The 18,411-nt window shown below is 48.4% G+C and carries 16 protein-coding genes and 1 tRNA gene; 2 read left to right on the plus strand and 15 right to left on the minus strand.

Going from position 1 to position 18,411, the window contains the following annotated elements:
• The first annotated feature begins 377 nt into the window (after positions 1-377).
• Positions 378-451: transfer RNA gene (locus B5F07_RS13415), tRNA-Arg, on the plus strand.
• Positions 452-677: 226 nt separating this feature from the next.
• Here B5F07_RS13415 and trpS read toward each other — a convergent pair.
• The 11 genes from trpS to B5F07_RS13470 form a co-directional block, all read right to left on the minus strand.
• Complete coding sequence (gene trpS, locus B5F07_RS13420) at positions 678-1,763, minus strand: tryptophan--tRNA ligase (protein ID WP_087161797.1); 1,086 nt, start codon at positions 1,761-1,763, stop codon at positions 678-680.
• 166 nt (positions 1,764-1,929) lie between these two features.
• Positions 1,930-2,619 (minus strand): phosphatase PAP2 family protein, encoded by a 690-nt coding sequence (locus B5F07_RS13425; protein WP_087161798.1) that lies wholly within the window; start codon positions 2,617-2,619, stop codon positions 1,930-1,932.
• A 140-nt stretch (positions 2,620-2,759) separates the two neighbouring features.
• On the minus strand, positions 2,760-3,569 hold the full coding sequence (locus B5F07_RS13430; protein WP_087161799.1) for a glycerophosphodiester phosphodiesterase: 810 nt from the start codon (positions 3,567-3,569) through the stop codon (positions 2,760-2,762).
• Between the two features lie 40 nt (positions 3,570-3,609).
• Positions 3,610-4,536, minus strand: a complete 927-nt coding sequence (locus B5F07_RS13435; RefSeq protein WP_087161800.1) for a diacylglycerol/lipid kinase family protein — start codon at positions 4,534-4,536, stop codon at positions 3,610-3,612.
• A gap of 74 nt (positions 4,537-4,610) precedes the next feature.
• Entirely contained in the window at positions 4,611-5,219 is a 609-nt protein-coding gene (locus tag B5F07_RS13440) for a TetR/AcrR family transcriptional regulator (RefSeq protein WP_087161801.1), read from the minus strand.
• Positions 5,220-5,312: 93 nt separating this feature from the next.
• A complete protein-coding gene (gene mutY, locus B5F07_RS13445) occupies positions 5,313-7,046 on the minus strand; it encodes an A/G-specific adenine glycosylase (RefSeq protein WP_087161802.1) in 1,734 nt (577 codons plus the stop codon).
• Positions 7,047-7,193: 147 nt separating this feature from the next.
• Positions 7,194-8,018: an amino acid ABC transporter ATP-binding protein gene (locus tag B5F07_RS13450; protein WP_087161803.1), complete on the minus strand. Its 825-nt coding sequence runs from the start codon at positions 8,016-8,018 to the stop codon at positions 7,194-7,196.
• Positions 8,002-8,712, minus strand: coding sequence for an amino acid ABC transporter permease (locus B5F07_RS13455; RefSeq protein WP_087161804.1), 711 nt, complete (start codon positions 8,710-8,712; stop codon positions 8,002-8,004). Before B5F07_RS13455 ends, B5F07_RS13450 begins: the two co-directional genes overlap by 17 nt.
• Before the next feature lie 12 nt (positions 8,713-8,724).
• Positions 8,725-9,603 (minus strand): transporter substrate-binding domain-containing protein, encoded by an 879-nt coding sequence (locus B5F07_RS13460; RefSeq protein ID WP_191403881.1) that lies wholly within the window; start codon positions 9,601-9,603, stop codon positions 8,725-8,727.
• Between the two features lie 141 nt (positions 9,604-9,744).
• Complete coding sequence (locus tag B5F07_RS13465) at positions 9,745-10,572, minus strand: undecaprenyl-diphosphate phosphatase (protein WP_087161805.1); 828 nt, start codon at positions 10,570-10,572, stop codon at positions 9,745-9,747.
• A 13-nt stretch (positions 10,573-10,585) separates the two neighbouring features.
• Positions 10,586-11,416: a Cof-type HAD-IIB family hydrolase gene (locus B5F07_RS13470; RefSeq protein ID WP_242972530.1), complete on the minus strand. Its 831-nt coding sequence runs from the start codon at positions 11,414-11,416 to the stop codon at positions 10,586-10,588.
• Between the two features lie 181 nt (positions 11,417-11,597).
• Between B5F07_RS13470 and B5F07_RS13475 the strand changes: the two genes are divergently transcribed.
• Positions 11,598-12,692: a cell wall hydrolase gene (locus tag B5F07_RS13475; RefSeq protein ID WP_087161806.1), complete on the plus strand. Its 1,095-nt coding sequence runs from the start codon at positions 11,598-11,600 to the stop codon at positions 12,690-12,692.
• 158 nt (positions 12,693-12,850) lie between these two features.
• Here B5F07_RS13475 and B5F07_RS13480 read toward each other — a convergent pair whose 3' ends face one another.
• From B5F07_RS13480 to B5F07_RS13495, 4 genes are all read right to left on the minus strand, one after another.
• Positions 12,851-13,606, minus strand: coding sequence for an aminoglycoside phosphotransferase family protein (locus tag B5F07_RS13480; protein WP_087161807.1), 756 nt, complete (start codon positions 13,604-13,606; stop codon positions 12,851-12,853).
• Positions 13,607-13,901: 295 nt separating this feature from the next.
• On the minus strand, positions 13,902-16,544 hold the full coding sequence (adhE, locus tag B5F07_RS13485) for a bifunctional acetaldehyde-CoA/alcohol dehydrogenase (RefSeq protein WP_087161808.1): 2,643 nt from the start codon (positions 16,542-16,544) through the stop codon (positions 13,902-13,904).
• Between the two features lie 259 nt (positions 16,545-16,803).
• Positions 16,804-17,340, minus strand: a complete 537-nt coding sequence (locus B5F07_RS13490; protein WP_087161809.1) for a bL17 family ribosomal protein — start codon at positions 17,338-17,340, stop codon at positions 16,804-16,806.
• 108 nt (positions 17,341-17,448) lie between these two features.
• Positions 17,449-18,408 carry a DNA-directed RNA polymerase subunit alpha gene (locus B5F07_RS13495; protein WP_087161810.1) on the minus strand — a complete coding sequence of 320 codons (960 nt, stop codon included), beginning with the start codon at positions 18,406-18,408 and terminating at the stop codon, positions 17,449-17,451.
• Positions 18,409-18,411 lie beyond the last annotated feature (3 nt).

Raw genomic sequence — 18,411 nt, forward strand, 5'->3', positions numbered from 1 at the left:
TTTCCTCCTCTTTTTTGATTTTTATGTACAACGCCGGGCGCCGGCACACCGCAGGCATAAGTCCATGCTCTGCCACACTCTGTACGCCGGCATCCCTTCGCATTGACACCAGAGTTAAAAGAAATATACGATTTATCCCGCCGGGCATCAATAAAACATTTCGCTAAAATATGTCACAATTTCAAGGATCTGGTTATTTTTTATACTCCTGCCGGTTATCCGGCTGTACTGCCTGGAATCTGTCGGGGGTGGGAAAAGTGACAAAAGTTGAAAAAATTTGAAAATTTAAAAAAATCGTACAAAAACTATAAAAAAGTTATTGACATTCCTTCAAAACCCGGCTATAATATATTTTGCTGTGAACGAAACAGCGAAATGTGCGATTAGCTCAGCTGGATAGAGCGTCTGACTACGGATCAGAAGGCCGGGAGTTCGAATCTTCTATCGCACGTAACAAAAAACGTAAAGCATCTTTAAAGGCTGCTTTACGTTTTTTCTTTTTACCTGTATATGAAACTGTATTATCCCTGCGCGAAACCGCATCGTTTCAGCCGTTTCTGAAACATGTAACCGGAAAGCGGCAAAAAAGGGAAGCGCCTGCTCCGTTTCCGGCTGACGCTTCCCTGTGTTTCTTTTATTCCGTTTTCTCAGAATTCAAATATTCCCTGCCGCGTTTTCTACTCTCCGAACCGCTCCGCCTGCTCCTGGATCAGTTCAGCATCATCAAAGTAGTTGATCTTCATGGCGGCCTTAACCTCTTTTAATGTCTGTGCAGCAACAGCCTCCGCTTTGATGCTTCCCTTTCTCAGGATCTCATAGACTGCCGGGATATCTTTCTGGAACTCTTTCCTCCGGTTGCGGATGGGCTCCAGTTCCGCCTGAAGTACATTGTTCAGGAATCTCTTGACCTTCATATCCCCAAGTCCGCCTCTCTGATAATGCTCTTTGAGCTCGTCCAGATTCTTGTACTCCGGCAGGAATTCCGGGAAATACTCCGGTCTGCAGAATGCATCCAGATAAGTAAATACGGTATTGCCCTCCAGACTGCCCGGATCTTCGATCCGGATATGGTTCGGGTCCGTAAACATGCTGAATACTTTCTTCTGGATCTCCTCCGGCTCCTCGGACAGATAGATGCAGTTGTTCAGCGACTTGCTCATCTTCGCCTTTCCGTCGATTCCCGGAAGTCTTAAGCACGCCTCATTTTCCGGGAGAAGGATCTTCGGATCCACCAGGGTCTCCCCGTAAACAGAGTTAAACTTGTGCACAATCTCTCTTGTCTGCTCGAGCATCGGCATCTGGTCCTCTCCAACCGGGACTGTCGTCGCCTTAAACGCTGTGATATCCGCCGCCTGGCTGATCGGATACGTGAAGAATCCCACCGGGATGCTGGCCTCGAAATTACGCATCTGGATTTCCGCCTTGACGGTAGGATTCCTCTGCAGTCTGGAAACCGTAACCAGATTCATATAATAAAAGGACAACTCGCACAGTTCCGGCACCTGTGACTGAATAAAGAGCGTTGATTTCTCCGGATCCAGCCCGCACGCCAGATAGTCCAGCGCCACCTCGATAATATTCTGGCGAACTTTCTCCGGGTTGTCCGCATTGTCCGTCAGCGCCTGGGCGTCTGCGATCATAATAAATATATCGTCAAAGTCTCCTGTATTCTGGAGCTCCACACGCCTTCTCAGCGATCCTACATAGTGTCCCACATGCAGTTTCCCTGTCGGGCGGTCTCCGGTAAGCATGATCTTTTTCATGTAATTATTCCTCCTACTACTGATTCTCGCATCTTTTCCCATTATATCACCATCGGCGTGAATTGGCTACTATAGAAACAGAAAATAAGCCGCCGCACACTATAATCTGATATGTGTGCAGCAGCTCGTTTTATTTCCTCTTTATATGTCTTCTATATTCTTGCATCTACAGCGCCGGCCGTTTCTGCCGCTTCTGCCGCGCATATCCCGGCACCTTCTTCTTCTCCGGCGCATATACAAACTGGTACAGCACATACGCCATCAGGAACGCTCCGATCACATCCAGTATGGAATGCTGCTTTAAGAACATGGTTGCAAGAATAATCAGGGCGGCAAGCAGATAGACGCCGCAGCTTATATATTTGTGTTTCTTCAGTTCGCTGCTCTCGTAAACCGCCACGCACACGCTCAGTGAATTGAACACATGCAGGCTCGGGAATACATTTGTGCTTGTATCCGCCCGGTACAGCATCCGTACCATATCGACAAAAATATTATCCCGCTCAAATACAACCGGTCTTAAATCCTGTCCGTTCGGGAACAGGGTGGATATGATCAGAAAGATCGTCATCCCGGTAAACATGAATTTTGTCAGTTTATAGTATCCCGGCACATCTGTAAAGAAAAAATACAGAACCGCACCGGCAATAAATACAAACCAGAGCAGATACGGCACGATAAAATATTCAATAAACGGAATATACTGATCCAACCGCGTCTGTATCACATGGTAGTCTGTCGTCACATGTTTTTCCAGGTACAGGAACCAGGGCATATAAATAAAAATATAAAGAAGAACCCATGCATGTTTATACTTTTTCATCCATTCTGTGAATCTGGCTTTTAATTTCCTCATAATCTGATGCTCCCTTGCGTGATTTGAAGTCTTCCGCTCAATTCGCCTCGATTATAGCACGATTCAAAACCAACAACAACCACCTTCATAAAAGGTTAACAAATCTTTTGAAATTCTTTTGATTTCCGGCTTTTTTCCGGTCAGTTCAGCTCAAAAATCATCATATCCACTTTCCGTCCTGCTTCTTTCACCGCGCGCTCCCCGTGAAGCGTCCACGCCGCCGTAGGCGCCCGGAACACCACCCGGTTCAGCCAGAATCCCGGATTTTTCCTGTCCGCCCATTTGTAGGAAATGAAATCCGGCCGGCAGATCCAGTTGCTCAGTAAATATTTTACGCAGAACCGCAGCAGATAATGCGGCGTCTTCTCACTTTCCGTCAGGTTGGAGGAGAGCTGTCCCCTGGGGATCTCGCCCCGGTGCTTTTTCAGCCACCGCAGGACCAGGCAGTTAAAGGACTGGATCATATAGCGTCCTTTATAATGCTCCAGTTCCTGCACCAGATACCGGCAGATCTCTGTATCGGCATTAGGCAGTTTCACCTCGATGAGAAGGGGAACCTTCCCGTCCACTGCCCGGAGCACCTCAGAGAAAAGCGGAATTCTCTCCTCTGTCCCGCACAGGCGGTAAGACTTCATCTCACTGTAATCCGTTTCCTCCACATTGCCCGTTTTTCCGCATACCCGCTCAAAGGTATCGTCGTGAAATACGACAAGCTGCTTATCCTTCGTCAGATGGACGTCAAGCTCGATGCCGTATCCTGCATCCACAGCCGCGTCAAAAGCCGCCATGGAATTCTCCGGAATTCCTTTCGTCATATCGTGGAGCCCTCTGTGCGCCCACTTCGTCCCCACAAAAGGAGACACTCTGCGGCGGCCCGACAGCCTCGGGGCAGTCATAAAACCGCCAAGAATCACTACCGCCGCTATAACAAGCAGCAAAATCAGTAACATATTGCTCACCTCTTGTTTTACCTTCCGGTAAATTTATCTTTCATCTAACAATAACCCGCAGCTTTTCCGGCAGAATACTTACTTCCGCCCTCCGCCGCAGGAAGCACGGTTCACCGTCCGTGTGGATGGGCAGCGCCCTGTCTGTCTCCACAGTCAGCTTCCGGCACCGCACAATGTCAACGCCTTTAAAACCCACATGTTTCCCGGAAAAAGCCGTGGGAAGCAGGCAGAGAATCTTAAGCCTGCTGATGCCCGATACGACCATCACATCAAGCATCCCGTCCTCCGGCGAAGCCTCCGGGCAGAACCTGAATCCGCCCCCTTCATAGGGCAGATTCATAAATGCTGCAAAGTAAGTCTTCTCAAAGATCTGCCGTTTTCCATCATCCCACAGGATCTCCGCGCGCACCGGACGGTCCTTGATCAGCCGGTCCAGGGCCACAGCCGCATAGCTCAATTTTCCCAGTCCCAGCCGGTTCAGGATCACTTTCCACCGGGACACGCACACCTCGTGGCACACTGCCGCGTCAAAACCGATTCCCGCGCTTACAGCAAACCTTCTCGTCTTACCGTTTCTCGCGAGAACTCCCACGTCCATGGAGATCACTTTCTCCGGGCTAAGTATCCGTTCCAGCGCCGTCAGCGGATCTTTCGATATTCCCAGTCCACGGGCAAAATCATTGCTGGAACCGATGGGGATATATCCCAGAGTCACTTTTCCGGGAAAACAGATGCCATTGACCGCCTCATTTACGGTCCCGTCTCCACCCAGGATCACAATACTGTGCTCTTCTTTATCCGACGTAATGCCTTCTGCAATCTCTCTGGCGTGCCCCCGGCGTTCTGTCAGAAACAGACTGTAGGGAATGTGTCTCTTCTTCAGCTCAGGCTCCAGCATCTTCCACGTCTCCGCCCCCATTCCGGAGCGCGCCTTCGGATTTACGATAAATTCATATTCCACTGCCATCCCCCTCCGTACCGATCTCATTGAGCCACGGAAAAACTGTTGCTCCCCGCAGATCAATGCATCCGGATAAACCGTTACACTTCACAGAGTGTTGCATCCAGATATTTTCCCAGAGAGCGGCTCATATTTCCCTCAAAATCCGTATCGCCGCCCCGCAGGCACCACTCAAACACATTTCCGATCACAATCATCCGGATATCCGTGGTAAATTCATCAATCTCCTCATTCAGCTTTACCACGCCCGCTGCAATCGCCTTCTCCACATAAGTCTGTACCGTCACAATGGGGTAAGGCCGCTCCGTACGGATCGCCGCATTCAGCGCCTGGTTTTTCGTGTCATAGTAGCCGGACATGAATTCCACGCCCAGTTCCCGGCAGTACTTCACATAATTCATGTACACCTCGATGATCCCCTTTTTCACCCCTGCCACATCCTCCGGCAGTTCGAGAAGATCCGGATTGATCGTCGGCTGATCCTCTATATAGTAGGAAAGCAGGTCATCCTTCGTCTTAAAATGATGGTAGAAGCTCCCATTGGACACGCCCGCCTCCTCACAGATATTTTTAATTGAAAGTTCCTCATATCCCTTTTTCTGCAAAATCCGTTTCGCCGCCTGAAAGATCTTCTCCCGGGTTTCCCTGGATTTCTGCTGCTGTCTGGATAGTTCTGTTTTTCCGTTCATCTGTATACTCTCCTGTCTCTTCTGTCGTGAAAAGTATAGCATAAATCAGAGCCGGTTTCAAGAAAACCGAGCGGACTCGGTGTTTGTTCCTTTTCACATCCCCGCCGCTTCCTTAAAGTGCTCGAAAGCGGAGGGCATGGGATATTTTTCTTTCAGTTCATCCCGTCCGGCAAAGATCACGTCCCCGGTATCAATCTTCTCCAGCTCATCCACGAGGATTTGATAACCGGTCATATGCCACTCGATATGGCTGAAAATGTGTTTTGCATCAGACAGCTTCTTCACACGGACAGGCGCAAGCCCCAGTGATTTTCCGTATTCAATCACTTCGCTGCGCTTTAAATGTCCCTCTACATTGGGGAACTCATACATTCCCGCCAGGAGCCCGCTGTTCCCCCGTTTACGGATTGCCACAGAATTGCTGTCACAGAAGACAAACACCGTTCTCTCCTCAATTCTGCGCGCTTTTGCTTTCTGCTTTACAGGATACTCCCGCTGCGTTCCCTCCTCTTTTGCACGGCAGATGCCCCTCACCGGGCAAATCTCGCATTTCGGCTCTCCGTTCGGCAGACAGACCACCGCGCCCAGTTCGATCAGGCTCTGGTTGAAATCTCCCGCCGCATCCCGGGGGATCACTTCCTCTACCATTTTCTCGATCTCTTTCTTTACCGAGGCTTTCATAATGTCACCGCTGTATGCAAGAAGCCTTGTCACCACCCGGAGTACGTTTCCGTCCACCGCCGGTTTTGGTATGCCATATACGAAAGAACTGATTGCGCCTGCGGTATAGCTGCCGATCCCCTTGAGGGTACAGATTTCCTCATAAGTCTCCGGAAACTTTCCTCCGTACTCTTCCATAATCTGTTCCGCTGCCTTTTTCAGGTTCCGGGCACGGCTGTAATACCCCAGCCCCTCCCACAGCTTCAGAAGCCGGTCCTCCGGTACTTCAGCAAGTGCCTTTATATCCGGCAGTTCCGCCAGGAATCTCTCATAGTAGGGCTTCACAGCCTCCACCCGTGTCTGCTGCAGCATGATCTCCGAGATCCAGACCCGGTAGGCATTCATCCGTTTCCGCCAGGGCAGGTCTCTCCTGTTTGTTCGATACCACTCTATCAGCGGATTCACTGCTTCTTTGAGCCTGGGGCTTAGAAGCACTACATCCACGGGATCTTTGATGCAGATGCTGTCCGGCGTCACATCGCAGTCATATGCCAGAATGCGGACTCCCGCTGCAGCCGCCCTTTTCAGCGCCTCCGCAAATGCCGGATGAGTATCGGTATTTGGTGTAAAATACCGGACTCCTTTCATCTGAATCACGAAAAAGACGTAAGTCTCGTATCCCTCTTTCTTCGCCTTTATCAGTTCTTCCAGGTGCTTTACCGCCCGCTCACTGGGCGCATCCGGGAAACGGCACACGCCGTCCTCCTCGAGGGTCACGCCCTTTACCTCGATAAAAATCCGCCTGCCTTCCGACTCCACATAAAGATCAAACCGGGAATTTCTGTAAGTCGTCTCCGGTTTCACCAGGGACGGCTTTCCGAAATATCCGCTCTCACGGACCCACTCCTCTGCCACACGGTTCGGTATCTGAGAATCCATATTGATCATGCGCTCTCCTTTTTCCACCGCGATCAGGTCCCATCTTGTCTTTCTCGCCGGATTATCGCTCTCCTGAATATATACCGCAGCCCCCGGCACCAGAAGCTCCGCGCAGCGCCCGGTATTCTTCACATGCACCGTCTCCCTCTTCCCGTCCAAATCCACATAGGCGATAAAACGGTTCGGGCGCTCGACAAAGAATGCCCTGTGTATTCTCTCATATCTCATAGCTCTGACCTCATTGAATCTTTTGATAATATTGAAAAATCAGCCTGCTGGAGACTGATTTTTCAAAAAAATATTATTCATTTCTCATGTTTATCCACATACTTCCTGTTCCGGAGGCATTATGCTTTTTCGCCATCTCCCGGCAGATCAGAGAATCTTCGACAGGAATTCCTTCAGCCTCGGATCTTTCGGATGTTCAAAGAACTCCTCCGGCGGAGCCTCCTCAAGGATCTGCCCGTCGTCCATAAAGATAACACGGGAAGCCACCTCCCTGGCAAAGCCCATCTCATGAGTGACAACCACCATTGTCATCCCCTCGTCTGCCAGACGCTTCATAAGCTCAAGCACTTCCCCGACCATCTCCGGGTCAAGCGCTGACGTAGGCTCGTCAAAAAGGATCACATCCGGATTCATAGCCATGGAACGGATAATGGCAACTCTCTGCTTCTGACCGCCGGACAGGGTGGACGGGTAAACGTTCGCCTTGTCGTCCAGTCCGATCCGCTTTAAGAGATCCATCGCCTGCTGTCTGGCCTCCTCCTGAATCTGCTTCTTCGTCTGGGTAATCGGAATCAGTTCCTCTTTCTTGCTGCGGAATACATTTTTTATCCTCGTGATCCGGTTCTTCCGCTTCGCCTTCTTCAGATCCTGGCAGCGCAGGTAAGAGGGCGCCATCATGACGTTTTCCAGAACCGTTTTGTTGTTAAACAGATTAAAATGCTGGAACACCATCCCCATATGGCGGCGGTGCACATTGATATCCACATGCATGTCTGCAATGTCCACACCGTTGAAAATAATACTTCCGCCAGTCGGGTCCTCCATGCAGTTTAAACACCGCAGGAAGGTACTTTTACCGGAACCGGAGGGACCGAGCACTGCGACGATATCACCCTTGTTGATGGTGATATTAATCCCTGTCAGGACGTCCAGAGCCCCAAAGCTTTTTCTAAGATTAATTACGTCTATCACTCTTCCTCAGGCTCCTTTCCATAATTCTGATCAGCAGGGTAATGAGAAGTACCAGGGCAATGTAAATAAGAGCCATCACCAGATACGGTACCATGAATTCATAGCTGTTGCTTCCGATGTAGCTGAATGCCACATAGAGGTCAGCAGCGCCGACAAAACTTACCACCGACGTCTCCTTGATCAGGGTAATAAACTCATTTCCCAGCGTGGGGAGGATATTTTTCACCGCCTGGGGAATTACAATCATCCGCATACTCGCCCCGAAACTCAAGCCTACTGCACGTCCTGCTTCCATCTGCCCCGGATCAACGGACTGAATACCGCTTCGCATGATCTCGGAGATATATGCACCGCTGTTCATTCCGAACACAATCATACATTCCTGCACCGATGTAAGTCCTCCGCCGATGGAAGGCATCAGCACATAATGGAACAGAAGCAGCTGAACAACCATCGGAGCCCCGCGGAACAGTGTCACATAAACGCCGCATACCCCGTTTAAAATCCTCGGAAGCCTCTTATACTTCGGGATCACCCTGACCGTTGCAATCAGTGTTCCTATGATGATACCGATGATCAGACCGCTGACTGCGATAAGCGCAGTATTCTGAAGACCTTCAAGTACTCTTACGTAGCCGTTCTGTCCCACGAAAATCTCTATAAACCTGTCTATTTTCTGTCCAAAATTCCCCATTTTCTTTCCTTCCTACTGGAGCGCGTTGATCGCCTCTGTGATCGCCTCTGCCGGAGCTGCATCGATGATCACGTACTGAACATTATTGTTCAGCATATCCTGCACTGCAAGAGATCCGCTCTTATAAGTCTGGCATGTCGCGTTAAGTCCCGGGAAGCCAAAGCTTTCATCTCCCTCTACATAGGAGTTTCCTGTTGTTCCCTGCTGAACGCCGATCTTTGTGTCAGACGTCAGCTCAGCAAGTTTTGCTTCTACATCCTCTTTCGTCTTGCAGTCGTCAAAAGTAGTGTCATCGCTTGGCACGATCAGACGCTGGGATGCCTGATAGTATGTATCGGAAAATGTTACATACTCTTCTCTTTCCGGATTTACTGTCAGACCTGCCATGGCGATATCGCACATCTGCTGTCCTACAGAAAGGCATACTGCATCGAAATCCATGTTCTGGATAACAAGTTCCTGTCCAAGCTCCTCAGCCAGCAGCGCTGCGATCTCCATATCGATTCCCACATAGTTCTCGCCTTCCATGTACTCAAAAGGCTCAAACGCTGCGTTTGTTGCAACTACAAGCTGATCCTTGGAAGTATCCAGTGCTGCGGACTCTACCGGCTGCGGCTCTCCGTCGCCGAAGTAGCGGTCAAAGATCTCGTCCAGTGTTCCGTCTTCCTGAATCTTTGCGATAAATGAATTTACCTGCTCAAGGAGTTCCGGCTGTGATTTGTCTACGCCGAATGCATATTCTTCATCTGTCAGGTCGATATCGATTACCTTCGCGGTTCTTTTCGCACTTCCGGAGTTTCCGCCTGATGCGCCTCCGTCATTGCTTCCACATGCTGCCAGTGTTCCTGCTGCCAGTGCAGCGCACAGGCATACTGCCAAAAACTTCTTCATGTTCCATTCCTCCATTTTTTCTTTGAATTGCATAATCATTCAGATTATCCCAATCATTTTAGCACATTTTCTGCAAAAAACAAGCCCTTTATTCACAGTTTATGCAATCAGCCCTGTATTCACAGTTTATAGAGTCATTGTTTATGCAGTCAGCGCTGTAATCCCGAAATAGAGGAATACAATAATGCCCAGCACGATCCTGTAATAGCCGAAAAACTTGAAATCATGGCTGCGGATGTATTTCATCAGGAACTTGATGGAAACAATGGAAACCCCAAAGGATACCACCATTCCCAGAATCAGAAGGAACACCTGCATTCCCGTAAAATTCAATCCGAAGTGGAACAGCTTCACGGCGCTCGCCCCCAGCATCGCCGGAATCGCCAGGAAAAATGTAAACTCTGCCGCCAGCCCCCGGGAGACGCCGAGCATCAGTGCTCCCACAATGGTGGCGCCAGACCGGGAAGTGCCGGGGATCAGGGCAAGCATCTGGAACACGCCGATAATCAGAACCATCGGTACCGTAAGCCCGGACAGTTTCCTCACCCGTGGTTCTTTGCCCTTCTGATAATTCTCCACCACGATAAACAGGATTCCGTATATAATCAGAGTAGCCGCCACAACATAGGCGTTGTTAAACTTTTCTTCTATAAAATCATTCAGCGAGAGCCCCACGACAGCTGCGGGGATAGAGCCGATGACGACTTTGATCCAGAGCTGTATGGTGAGTTTTTTCTGCTTTTCCGTCTTTCTCGGTGAGAACGGATTCAGCCGGTGGAAATAGAGCACAACCACTGCCATGATAGCGCCGAGCTGGATTACTACATTAAACATATCGATAAATGCCTGTTCCTGGTCAAGCGACAGCAGTTCATTCATGAGAATCAGATGTCCCGTACTGCTGATCGGGAGCCACTCTGTAATTCCCTCCACAATGCCGAGTATAATAACCTTCAATGCATCCAACATAGCTTTTCCCTCCTCAAAGAGCAAATTTTTCGATTGCTTTGGCAGGGCCCTCCTCATTGTTGCTTTCGGCAATATAATCCGCTACTTCTTTTACTGCAGCATCTGCATTCGCCGGAGCCACGCCGAATCCTGCTTCCCTGAGCATGGCAACATCATTATCTCCATCTCCGCACGCCATGATTTCTTCCCTCCTGATTCCCAGGAGCCTCCCCAGGCTGATCAGCCCGGTGCCTTTGTTGACGCCCGCTGCATTGATCTCTATATTATAATGAAGAGATCCCACCAGATCCAGACCTTCCACCTGTTCAAGCTCATGCCAGGCCTGTGTCCGCTCGTCCATGCTGGCAAACAGCGCCTGGACCTTGTCAAGAGGCCGGTTTTCTTTCTCCAGCAGTTCCATGATATCTTTCGTCGGTATCCTCGTCTTTCTCATATATTCCCACATGTTCGGATTGTGGTGATACCGCTCAACATGGTCCATTTTCTCTTTTTCCGCGTATCCCTGCCCGTCAAAGTATACCTCTTGTAGCGTATCATATTTCCCGCAGATTTCCAATGCTTTTTTTGCCAGTTCCGGAGAAAGGAGATGTTCCTCAAGTATCCGTCCTTCCAGAGTATCGATGATCCGCGCTCCATTGGCTGTCAGGGCATACCGCATGCCCGGAAAATTCCTCAGTTCTTCCGGTATGCCGGTCCACGGACGACCGGTTGCCACGAGCACAATAATCCCTTTTTCCACAGCCCGTTTCAGTATGTCCTTTGTATACGGGAGCAGTTCCTTCCTGTCATTGAGCAGCGTTCCGTCCAGATCCAGCCCTATCATCTTTATTTTTCTTTTTTCCATGTTGATTTTCCCTCTCTGTACATTTTTCACAAAAATTTACTTTTCTCTTTAAATTCTGAAACAATTATGTAAACTTTTTATAACTTAATTGTAACAGGGTTTGCTATCTTACGCAATTTATAGTATAATATTATTCCGTAATAGAGCAATAGAAAAGTGAACGGAGAAAGGAATCGGGATTATGAACATCAATAAAAAGCGCTGGATGCATGCAGGAGCTGCTCTGGTGTGCTCTTTTGCAATGGTTCTTTCGGTACTCCCCGCAAAAGCGGATGACGAGATCGAGAACCTGGAGAATCAGACTTCTGCCCTCGAAAGCCAGCTTGCGGGGATCAATCAGGAGATACTTTCCCTGAGCGAACAGATCTCATCCACAGAGATGCAGGTAGAGATGTTAAACGGCGAGATCGAGCGGACGACAGACGCACTGGCAGAAGCAGAGGCCAACGAAGAGAAACAGTACGAGGATATGAAAGCCCGTATCAAGTTTATGTACGAGAACGGGAATGCGACACTGTTAGAGATGCTTTTTTCCGCGGAAGATATGACAGATTTCCTGAACAAGGCGGATTTTATCGAGAACCTCAGCGAGTATGACAGGAATGCCCTGGACCAGCTCACCGAAGTCCATGATGAGATCGAGTTCCAGAAGACTTCTCTGGAATCCCAGCAGGCTTCTCTCACCGAACTGCAGGGCAGTCTTGAGACACAGCAGGCGGAGCTTCAGGCAAAGGCCCAGGAGACTTCCACAAATCTTCAGGAGGTAAATGCCCGTCTTGAAGAAGCGCGCAGGTTGGAAGCGGAAAGGATTGCCGCAGAGCAGGCAGCGGCCGGGAACAGCAGTTCCGGAAGCGGATCGGGCGGAAGTTCCGGAGGCGGCAGTTATGACAGTTCGGTTACAACAGGCGGCAGCGTCAGCGCCTCGACGGATGAAGTGACACTCCTCGCTGCACTGCTCGACTGCGAGGCAGTACAGGATTATAACAGTATGCTTGCTGTTGCTACCGTAATTATGAACCGTGTGTCCAGTCCTCTTTTTGGAAACAGCATCAGTTCCGTTATTTATGCAAGAGGCCAGTTCTCTCCCGTGTGGACAGGCAAGCTTGATGCGGTACTGAACCGTGGCCCCAGCAGTCTTGCAAGACAGGTTGCCCAGGATGCGGTAAACGGAGCGCGTCTTGCGGCAGTTTCTAACTGTTATTATTTCCTCTATGCTCCTTCCACGAACAGGAACGGAGTGGTGATCGGAGATAACCTTTTCTTCCCTTACTGGTAAAATCTGAAAATACAGTACAAAGAGCATAACGAACCTTCGTGCAGCAGACCGCCGCACGAAGGGAAACAGGGGACATGCCGGTGCGGCATGTCCCCTGTTCTTTGCATTTTCTCACTCCGGAACGTCTGTAATCCATCCGGAATTCTCTCATCGCAATTCTACTGGTAATCAATGACGTCGATCCATTTCATCAGGAAATCTTTCTCCAGTTCATTGTTCTTTGTCATCTGTGCCGCCGCAACAATCGGAAGCCACTGCTGTACGTACTGTCTTGCAGTGTCACTCTTTCTGCAGAACAGATTCATATACATATCCGCTGTCTCCTGATCCTTCAGTGCAAAAAGCAGATATGTCATAGCTGCGTCTGCGCTTGCATTTCCCTGTGTTGCATGAGCCCAGTCAACAACCGTCATCTTGCCGTTCTTTCCTACAATCACATTGCTCGGGTTGAAATCGCCGTGGCATACCTTGTTGTGCTTTGGCATACTCTCGAGACGTGTCAGAAGTTCGTATCTCGTCGTGGCATCGATCTCTTTCAGGCTGTTGATCTGACGGGAAAGTTTATCCTTCATCCCTTTGAGGAGCGGTGAAGTCTTGCTCATGACCTCAAGCTGAAGATCAACGAAATCCTCCATGTATTTCTCCATATTCTTTCTGTCGGACTCCATCATCTCTTCCAGCGTCTTTCCATCCTTATATTCGATGACCAGGGCCCATTTTCCATCAATCTGCGTAACTTCTTTTACCTTCGGAATATCCAGTCCGGTCTCCTCGATCCGTGCCGTAAGAAGCGCCTCGTTGAAAACATCTGACTTCGGATGAGTCTCGCTGAACACTTTCACAATGTTGTCATCACATCTGTATACTTCTTTGTAGGGTCTTCTGACAATAAGGTTTTTTTCTTCCAGTTTCATAGATGTTGTCCTCCTTATGAGCATTACTTTTTTTCGATAGCCACATTATACAACAGAAAAAAACGTAATGAAACCCCTTCAAAGCAATTTTGTGCATTTTTTAACCATCTTTTTTTATCTCATATTATTGTTAATATTTTAACCATTAATCGTAACACCCTACATCAGGCAAAAAAAAGCAGGTACTTTCTTCCGCCTTCAGTATTTTCTGAATCTGCGGTCAAAAGTACCTGCCATGATTATCCGTATTTATCGGATCACTATCTGTCTGATCCGTATTTGACGGAATGCTCTATTATTTTCCGTAGTAGCACTTCAGGTAGATCTCTTTGATCTCCTTGATGAGCGGATATCTCGGGTTAGCGCCTGTACACTGGTCATTGAATGCCTGCTCGCACATGTCATCCAGAGTATCCAGGAAGTATTTCTCATCGATGCCGTAATCCTTGATCGTCTTCTTGATGCCGATCTTCTCTTTCAGATCTTCCAGTTTTGCGATGAAGTTCTCGAATACTTCCTCATCTGTATTTCCTGTGCATCCTGCGAAACGTCCAAGTTCTGCGTATCTCTGCAGTGCATGCGGATACTGGTACTGGGAGAATGTTCCCATCTTTGTCGGAACCTCTGCTGCGTTGTATCTCATAACCTCTGTCAGGATGACAGCGTTAGCGACACCATGCGGCAGATGGTGGAATGCACCAAGCTTGTGAGCCATGGAGTGGTTTACACCCAGGAACGCGTTGGCAAATGCCATACCTGCCATACAGGAAGCGTTGTGCATCTCTTCACGTGCCTTCGGATCATTTGCTCCGTTCTCATATGCTGACGGAAGGTTGTCAAATACCATCTTAACTGCCTTCATTGCAAGACCATCTGTAAAGTCTGTAGCCATGATGGATACATATGCTTCGATTGCATGTGTCATAACATCGATACCGGATGCGCTTGTCAGTCCCTTCGGAGCTGTCATAGCGTTATCCACGTCTACGATTGCCATGTTCGGCATCAGTTCGTAGTCTGTGATCGGCCATTTGATTCCTGTCTCAGCGTCTGTGATGATGGCGAACGGTGTTACCTCGGAACCTGTTCCTGAAGATGTCGGGATAGCTACGAAGTATGCCTTCTCTCCCATCTTCGGGAATGTGAATACTCTCTTACGGATATCCATGAAGTCCATAGCCATGTCTTCGAAGTTTGCTTCCGGATGCTCATACATCAGCCACATGATCTTACCGGCATCCATAGCGGAACCGCCGCCAAGAGCGATGATTGTATCCGGCTCGAAGTCTCTCATCTGCTCTACACCCTTCTGAGCGCACTGCAGTGTCGGATCCGGAGCTACATCGTAGAAGCATGTATGCTGGATTCCCATCTCGTCCAGTTTCTCCTCGATCGGTTTTGCGTAGCCGTTCTTGTAAAGGAATGTATCTGTAACAATGAATGCTTTCTTCTTGTGCATAACTGTTCCGAGCTCGTCCAGAGCAACCGGCATACAGCCTTTCTTAAAGTATACTTTCTCAGGTGTTCTGAACCACAGCATATTCTCTCTCCTCTCGGCAACTGTCTTCACATTCAGAAGATGTTTTACTCCAACGTTCTCTGATACAGAGTTTCCGCCCCATGAACCGCATCCAAGTGTCAGTGAAGGAGCGAGTTTGAAGTTGTAAAGGTCACCGATACCACCCTGGGATGACGGTGTGTTGATCAGGACACGGCAGGTCTTCATAGCCTCGTAGTGTTTCTGAATCTTCTCTGTCTCTGCCGGATGGATATACAGAGATGATGTATGTCCATATCCTCCGTCTGCTACAAGACGCTCTGCTTTTTCGAGAGCCTCGTCAAATGTTTTTGCTCTATACATAGCAAGTACAGGAGAAAGTTTCTCATGAGCAAATTCCTCGGAAATATCAACAGACTCAACCTCACCGATAAGGATCTTTGTGTTCTCCGGAACATCAACGCCTGCAAGCTTTGCGATCTCATAAGCAGATTTTCCGGGGATCTTGTTGTTCAGCGCGCCGTTGATGATGATTGTCTTACGGACTTTGTCAAGCTCCTCGCCCGGTTTCAGGAAGTAGCATCCTCTGTACTGGAACTCTTTCTTCACCTCATCATAGATGCTGTCCAGAACAGTAACAGACTGCTCAGATGCGCAGATCATACCATTGTCAAATGTCTTGGAATGGATGATGGAGTTAACTGCCAGTTTGATGTCGGCTGTCTCGTCGATGATAACCGGTGTATTTCCAGGTCCTACACCAAGAGCCGGCTTTCCTGAAGAATAAGCGGATTTTACCATTCCCGGGCCGCCTGTAGCAAGGATCAGGTCAGAATCTCTCATAACCGTTGTCGTCAGTTCCAGTGACGGAGCATCGATCCATCCGATAATTCCTTCCGGAGCACCTGCCTTCACTGCCGCATCAAGAACAACCTTTGCTGCCTCGATTGTACATTTCTTTGCAGCTGGATGTGGGCTGATGATGATCGCGTTTCTTGTCTTCAGACAGATCAGAGTCTTGAAGATTGCTGTGGAAGTCGGGTTTGTTGTCGGGATAACTGCTGCGATCAGACCGATCGGCTCAGCGACCTTCTTGATTCCGTAAGCTTTGTCTTCCTCGATGACTCCGCATGTCTTTGTATTCTTATATGCATTATAAATGTACTCTGCTGCGTAATGGTTCTTGATGACCTTATCTTCCATGACACCTCTCTGTGTCTCCTCTACAGCCATCTTTGCAAGCGGGATACGAGCTTTGTTCGCCGCCATAGCTGCTTCGTAGAAGATCTTGTCAACCTGCTCCTGCGTAAATGTAGCAAATACTTTCTGCGCTTCACGCATTGCTTTCATCTTCGCCTCGAGCGCTTCGACATTGTCAATGAACTCCGGAACTGCTGTTGTCTTTTCCTCAACTGCAACATTCTGTTCTTGCTTTGCCATTTTGATAATTCCTCCTGTAATTGAATTACTCTGTTTGTTTCTCACCTCCATAAGTATAAGCCATTTGTTAAATATTTGTCAACATGGCATTTGTTAATATTTTAACGTTATGTTTTTAACGTTCGTTGTGAAATTTACACAATAAATGTTTCTTCAAAAAAAATAAGCGTCGAATCTGTATCTTCAATAGCTTAACGATACAGTCTCAACGCTTACTTATCCGGCAGTAAATATTTACTGCACTATTTAATTACAAATCTTAAACGAGCTCGATCAGCACCATCATCGCTGCATCACCTTTACGCTGGCCGATCTTTACGATTCTTGTGTAACCACCGTTGCGGTCTGCATACTTCGGAGCGATCTCTGTGAACATCTTGTCAACCAGGTCAACCTGCTTTGTGTTCTTCTTCTGTCCGGCTCCCTTTGCAGGAACTTCCTTAACCGGGCAGAGAACTTTGAGCATCTGACGTCTTGCATGAAGTCTGCTCGGCTGATCTTTCTTGATCTTCTTCTCTACTTCGTCATAAACAGTTACTTTCTTTCCGTCAACGACTTCTTTCACTCTCTTGCCGTCTTTATCTTTGCGCGGAACCTTCGCTGTAACTGTAACCTCATCGAAGTTCTCTCTCTCTCTTACAGCCATGGCAATCAGTCCTTCAGCGATCTTGCGGATCTCTTTTGCCTTTGCCTCAGTTGTGATGATCTTGCCGTTGTTCAGCAGGGCTGTTACCTGATTTCTGAGCAGAGCTTTTCTCTGTCCAGATGTTCTGCCAAGTTTTCTATACTTTGCCATTTTATATTTCCTCCATTTTTACATTTGGTTATGCGTCTTCGGGCTTACTAATCAAATGCTCCCGCCGTGCTCTTCGGGCTTACCGGCGGAATAATCATTTTTCAGATTCTATTCTTCACCCTGATTTAGCTCAAGGTTCAGTTCTTTCAGCTTAGCAAGCACTTCCTCCAGAGATTTGCGTCCCAGGTTACGGACTTTCATCATATCCTCCGGAGTCTTGTTTGTAAGTTCTTCAACTGTGTTAATTCCAGCTCTCTTCAGGCAGTTATATGAACGCACGGAAAGCTCAAGCTCATCGATACTCATCTCAAGGACTTTCTCTTTCTCATCATCCTCTTTCTCAATCATAACCTCAGCTGCCTGGGCAACCTCGGAAAGATCGATGAAGAGTTTCAGATGCTCGCTCAAAACCTTCGCTGCGAGACTGACTGCCTCATCGGGAAGCATTGTTCCCTTTGTCCAAACGTCAAGTGTAAGCTTGTCGTAATCTGTAATCTGTCCGACACGGGTATTTTCAACAGTAAGGTTTACTCTGTCCACAGGTGTGTAGATGGAGTCAATCGGAATCACACCGATCGGCATGTCCTCCGTCTTGTTCTTATCGGAGCTGACATATCCTCTACCCTTTGTGATCGTAAGCTCCATGTAGAGCTTACTGTCCTTACCGCCGCTGAGTGTAGCGATAACCTGTTCGGGATTAACGATCTCGATATCGGAATCTGCCTGGATGTCGGCACCTGTTACAATACCTTCTCCCTCAAATTCGATGTATGCAGTCTTCACTTCATCAGACTCAGATGTATTTTTGATCGCCAGAGACTTCAGATTCATGATAATCTCTGTAACGTCTTCCTTAACACCCGGAATGGAACTGAACTCATGCAGTACGCCGTCGATCTTTACGGAACTTACAGCCGCTCCCGGAAGAGAAGAAAGCATGATTCTTCTCAGGGAGTTGCCAAGAGTTGTCCCGTATCCTCTCTCAAGCGGTTCCACGACAAATCTTCCATACTTTTTATCATCTGAAATATCTGTAATTTCAATATTCGGTTTATTAAAATCAAACACTAC

Origin of the sequence: Lachnoclostridium sp. An169, assembly GCF_002160525.1 — a bacterium.
In the GTDB taxonomy this organism is placed as follows: Bacteria; Bacillota; Clostridia; order Lachnospirales; family Lachnospiraceae; genus Mediterraneibacter; species Mediterraneibacter cottocaccae.

Coding starts and splice junctions, on each gene's coding strand:
- B5F07_RS13440 (WP_087161801.1), bottom strand. CDS start 5,219: ATGAACGGAAAAACAGAACTATCCAGACAGCAGCAGAAATCCAGGGAA.
- B5F07_RS13470 (WP_242972530.1), bottom strand. CDS start 11,416: ATGGAAAAAAGAAAAATAAAGATGATAGGGCTGGATCTGGACGGAACG.
- adhE (WP_087161808.1), bottom strand. CDS start 16,544: ATGGCAAAGCAAGAACAGAATGTTGCAGTTGAGGAAAAGACAACAGCA.
- trpS (WP_087161797.1), bottom strand. CDS start 1,763: ATGAAAAAGATCATGCTTACCGGAGACCGCCCGACAGGGAAACTGCAT.
- B5F07_RS13455 (WP_087161804.1), bottom strand. CDS start 8,712: ATGGGGAATTTTGGACAGAAAATAGACAGGTTTATAGAGATTTTCGTG.
- B5F07_RS13490 (WP_087161809.1), bottom strand. CDS start 17,340: ATGGCAAAGTATAGAAAACTTGGCAGAACATCTGGACAGAGAAAAGCT.
- mutY (WP_087161802.1), bottom strand. CDS start 7,046: ATGAGATATGAGAGAATACACAGGGCATTCTTTGTCGAGCGCCCGAAC.
- B5F07_RS13425 (WP_087161798.1), bottom strand. CDS start 2,619: ATGAGGAAATTAAAAGCCAGATTCACAGAATGGATGAAAAAGTATAAA.
- B5F07_RS13465 (WP_087161805.1), bottom strand. CDS start 10,572: ATGTTGGATGCATTGAAGGTTATTATACTCGGCATTGTGGAGGGAATT.
- B5F07_RS13460 (WP_191403881.1), bottom strand. CDS start 9,603: ATGAAGAAGTTTTTGGCAGTATGCCTGTGCGCTGCACTGGCAGCAGGA.
- B5F07_RS13475 (WP_087161806.1), top strand. CDS start 11,598: ATGAACATCAATAAAAAGCGCTGGATGCATGCAGGAGCTGCTCTGGTG.
- B5F07_RS13480 (WP_087161807.1), bottom strand. CDS start 13,606: ATGAAACTGGAAGAAAAAAACCTTATTGTCAGAAGACCCTACAAAGAA.
- B5F07_RS13430 (WP_087161799.1), bottom strand. CDS start 3,569: ATGTTACTGATTTTGCTGCTTGTTATAGCGGCGGTAGTGATTCTTGGC.
- B5F07_RS13435 (WP_087161800.1), bottom strand. CDS start 4,536: ATGGCAGTGGAATATGAATTTATCGTAAATCCGAAGGCGCGCTCCGGA.